A 3282-nucleotide genomic window follows, 5' to 3' on the forward strand; every position below is an offset into this window, starting at 1 on the left:
ACGGCAGGCCCGGGCGACACGGACAGCGATTTCGCCACGGTTGGCGATCAACACCTTGCGCACGATGGCTCCCTCTCCTTGAAACAAGCCGAGTTTAGGGACTGCCGACACGACGTTTCGACCCGTCCCCAGTGGTGAGCTTGCCCACACGGAGCGTGAAACGAGGCTCACTCAAGCTGTGAAATCCCTTGTCGCACCGCCGCGCAGGGGAATCCACCGCAAAACCCTAGCCTTCCCGTGTGGTCAAGGTCTCTATGAAGTAGTCCCGCCGACCATCGTGTTTCTTTGTGGAGTCCCTACTAATGGCCCAACGAATCTTTGCCCGTGCCGGACCTCTTGTCCCCAGGTTTACTCGTTAGTAGCGTTCGCATGGCTCGGACGTACTTGGGGTAACAGTCAGCGCGCGTCGAAGGTGGGTGGGGGCTGGTGGTCCGCAGACCGGTGGCATGGACCTTGGCCGTCGTCCTCTTCGTGGAGGCGTTCGGCATCGCGCTGCTGAACTGGTTCCTCGGGATGGTCGTCGCCCGTCAGGACATGTCCCTGGCCGGGCTGGACCCGAACGCGATGTCCGTGTCGTCGAAGGCGGGCGGCGTCGCCTTCGGACTCTACTTCGCGGTGTGCGGGCTCGCCGCCCTGCTCGTCGCCGTGCGTGACCGCTCACCGTCCGGTATCTGGCGCATCCTCCTGATCAGCGCCGCCGTGGTGCACGGCCTGCTCGGCGCCTTCACGGTCGGTCCGGTCGGCTGGGGTGCGTTCGCGTTCATGATGGTGGTGCTCGGACTGATCCTGCTCACCCTCATGACATACGACGACCGCCGCGAGGGCCCGGCCGACACGCCGCCCGCCGAGAGCGGTACCGAGGGTGACGGCGGCACCGGGCAGTCGGTCCCGGAGCAGGGCGGCACCCCCGAGAACGGCGGCCCGGCACCGGTCACCCCCTGACCGCGGCCCGCTTTGCCGGACCCTGAGTTTCCGACCGTTGCGGGCTTCCCCCGGCACCCCGGCCGGCCCCGGCCGGCCCGTGCTCACGGCTCCCGCGGCGCCCACAATTCGGTGATCCGGACGCCCAGTTCGACCAGCAGCCGGCGGACCAGCGGCAGGGAGATGCCGATGACGTTGCCGTGGTCGCCGTCGATGCCGTCGATGAAGGGTGCCGAGCGGCCGTCGAGCGTGAACGCCCCGGCCACGGAGAGCGGTTCTCCGGAGGCGACGTAGGCGGCGATCTCCTCGTCCGTCGGCTCGCCGAAGCGGACCACGGTGGACGCCGTCGCTGACGCGTACCGGCCGCTGAGCGTGTCGTAGACGCAGTGGCCGGTCTGCAGCGTGCCCGCCCGGCCGCGCATCGACTTCCAGCGGGCCGTCGCCTCCTCCGCGTCCGCGGGCTTGCCGAGCGCCTCGCCGTCCAGGTCGAGCACAGAGTCGCAGCCGATCACCAGCGCGCCCATGACCTCCGGCCTCGCCGCCACCACGGAGGCTTTCGCCTCTGCCAGCGCGAGCGCGAGTTCCGCGGGCGTGGGTGCGCTGACGCCCTCCTCGTCGACGCCGCTCACGACGACGTCGGGGTCGAACCCGGCCTGCCGGAGCAGTCCGAGCCGGGCGGGTGACTGGGAGGCGAGGACGAGACGGCGACGGAGCTGATCGGTCATGTGCTCAGCGTATCGGCGCCCTTCACCGGATGCCGATGACGATCATCGTCAGCAGCATGGCCAGCGCCATGAGGACCCCCAGCCGCCGCAACATCTCCTGCATGTCGCGGAGTTCCTTGGGCGGCTCGTTCTCGGGGTCGGACCACAGCATGCCGTCGATCGTCCGACGGTGGGGCGCTCGGGCGCCTGAGTACGCGTACTCAACTTTCCCAAACGGGTCTGCTGTTTCATTAATGCCGGTCCGGCTGCTAGCGTCCTGTCCATTACTAAAGGGAATGCAGTTCTGTTTGGAAGGGAAGGCTGCCGTGTTCACCACCGCCTGGACCGCATCACCCCAGCTCCCCAGCGAGGGCTTCACCCCCAACTGGTCCCGGGAGGGCTTCTGGCGCCAGTCGCTGCGCCAGGTCGTCCGGCTCACCGCGGGTGGGAGCCGGGTCCGCGTCCGGCTCTCCCACACGTACGGGACCTCGCCGCTGAGGATCGCCGGGGCCACCGTCGCCCGTGCCGCCGACGGGGCGGCCGTCGCGCCGGGCACGGTACGGCGGCTCACCTTCGGCGGGGTGCGGGCCGTGCAGGTCCCCGCCCGGGGCCAGATCGTCAGTGACGCCGCCGAACTCGCCACCCGGCCGGGGACCTCGATCACCGTCACCCTGTACTTCGACGCCGCGACCGGCCCGGCCACCTTCCACGCGCAGGCGTTCGCGACCAGCTACCGTGGCGCGGGCGACCGGCTGGAGGAGGCCGGCGGAGCGGGCTTCGGGGAGTCCTCCGAGTCCTGGTACGTCCTGTCGGCCGTCGAGACCGACTCCGGCCGCCGGGACGGCATCGCCGTCCTCGGCGACTCCATCGCCGACGGCTTCGGCTCCACCCCGGGCGCGAACCGCCGCTGGTCCGACGCCCTCGCCGAACGCACCGGGCGGCCCGCACTCAATGCCGGCATCGGCGGGAACCTGCTGCTGAACGACTCGGCGTGGTACGGCGAGAAGGCCGTCCACCGCGTCGCCCGGGACGTCCTCGACCACCCGGGCGTGGACACGCTGGTGGTCCTGCTCGGTCTGAACGACATCGGCTTCAGCGAGACGGACCGGCAGCCGACGTACAAGCCCGCGCCCGTGGTGGAGGCCGCCGAACTCGTCGACGGCCACCGGGACGTCATCCGCCAGGCGCGCGCGAGGGGCCTGCGGGCGGTCGGCGCGACCCTGCTCCCCTTCGGGGGCTCCGACCACTGGGGCGAGCACGCGGCGGAGGTGAGCCACGAGCTGAACGACTGGATCCGGTGCTCGGGGGAGTACGACGCGGTCGTCGACCTCCACCGCATCCTGGCGGATCCGGCCGACCCGGACCGGCTGCACCCGGCGTACGACTTCGGCGATCACCTGCACCCGAACGACGCGGGACACGCGGTGATGGCCGAAGCCGTCGCGAAGGCGCTGTAGGCCGGCCGGGCCGCACGGGCGCGGCCGTCAGCCGGGCCAGTAGGTGCGGCTCCATGCCGTCGGGCCCGGCTCGGGCAGCCGGCGGGAGGCGATACGGGCCGGGTCGGCCCAGGAGTCCCGTTGCCGCGCCGCGCCCGGCGGTATGGAGGCGGCCGCTGCGGCGCGGGCTCGGACCACCGCCAGGGCGGCGGCGAGCTCCT

Annotated in this window: 6 protein-coding genes; 2 read left to right on the top strand and 4 right to left on the bottom strand. The window is 71.1% G+C overall.

The genetic code is table 11. The features are described 5' to 3' along the window. Nucleotides 1-63: biotin carboxylase N-terminal domain-containing protein (locus tag ACFSL4_RS32285; protein ID WP_344069737.1), on the bottom strand; the 63-nt coding region annotated here is incomplete at its 3' end. A gap of 363 nt (nucleotides 64-426) precedes the next feature. On the opposite strand from ACFSL4_RS32285, the gene ACFSL4_RS32290 reads away from it, so the two are divergent. Then, the gene (locus ACFSL4_RS32290; RefSeq protein ID WP_381090895.1) at nucleotides 427-942 is read left to right on the top strand and encodes a hypothetical protein; all 516 of its coding nucleotides are present in this window, start codon (nucleotides 427-429) and stop codon (nucleotides 940-942) included. A gap of 83 nt (nucleotides 943-1025) precedes the next feature. Here the strand turns inward: ACFSL4_RS32290 and ACFSL4_RS32295 are convergent, their stop codons facing one another. Together ACFSL4_RS32295 and mmpB are read right to left on the bottom strand one after the other, a co-directional pair. Beyond that, entirely contained in the window at nucleotides 1026-1646 is a 621-nt protein-coding gene (locus ACFSL4_RS32295; protein ID WP_381090898.1) for a Maf family protein, read from the bottom strand. Nucleotides 1647-1668: 22 nt separating this feature from the next. After that, nucleotides 1669-1797, bottom strand: coding sequence for a morphogenic membrane protein MmpB (gene mmpB, locus ACFSL4_RS32300; protein WP_351235935.1), 129 nt, complete (start codon nucleotides 1795-1797; stop codon nucleotides 1669-1671). A 154-nt stretch (nucleotides 1798-1951) separates the two neighbouring features. Between mmpB and ACFSL4_RS32305 the strand changes: the two genes are divergently transcribed. Further along, a complete protein-coding gene (locus ACFSL4_RS32305) occupies nucleotides 1952-3082 on the top strand; it encodes an SGNH/GDSL hydrolase family protein (RefSeq protein ID WP_381090901.1) in 1131 nt (376 codons plus the stop codon). Nucleotides 3083-3109: 27 nt separating this feature from the next. On the opposite strand, the gene ACFSL4_RS32310 is transcribed toward ACFSL4_RS32305, so the two are convergent. Beyond that, nucleotides 3110-3282: acyl-CoA carboxylase epsilon subunit (locus tag ACFSL4_RS32310; protein WP_381090904.1), on the bottom strand; the 173-nt coding region annotated here is incomplete at its 5' end.

Source organism: Streptomyces caeni, assembly GCF_042678285.1.
In the GTDB taxonomy this organism is placed as follows: Bacteria; Actinomycetota; Actinomycetes; order Streptomycetales; family Streptomycetaceae; genus Streptomyces; species Streptomyces caeni.

What these genes read in the sequence shown, in the direction of transcription:
- ACFSL4_RS32295 (WP_381090898.1), bottom strand. Translation starts at nt 1,646, where the DNA reads ATGACCGATCAGCTCCGTCGCCGTCTCGTCCTCGCCTCCCAGTCACCC.
- mmpB (WP_351235935.1), bottom strand. Translation starts at nt 1,797, where the DNA reads ATGCTGTGGTCCGACCCCGAGAACGAGCCGCCCAAGGAACTCCGCGAC.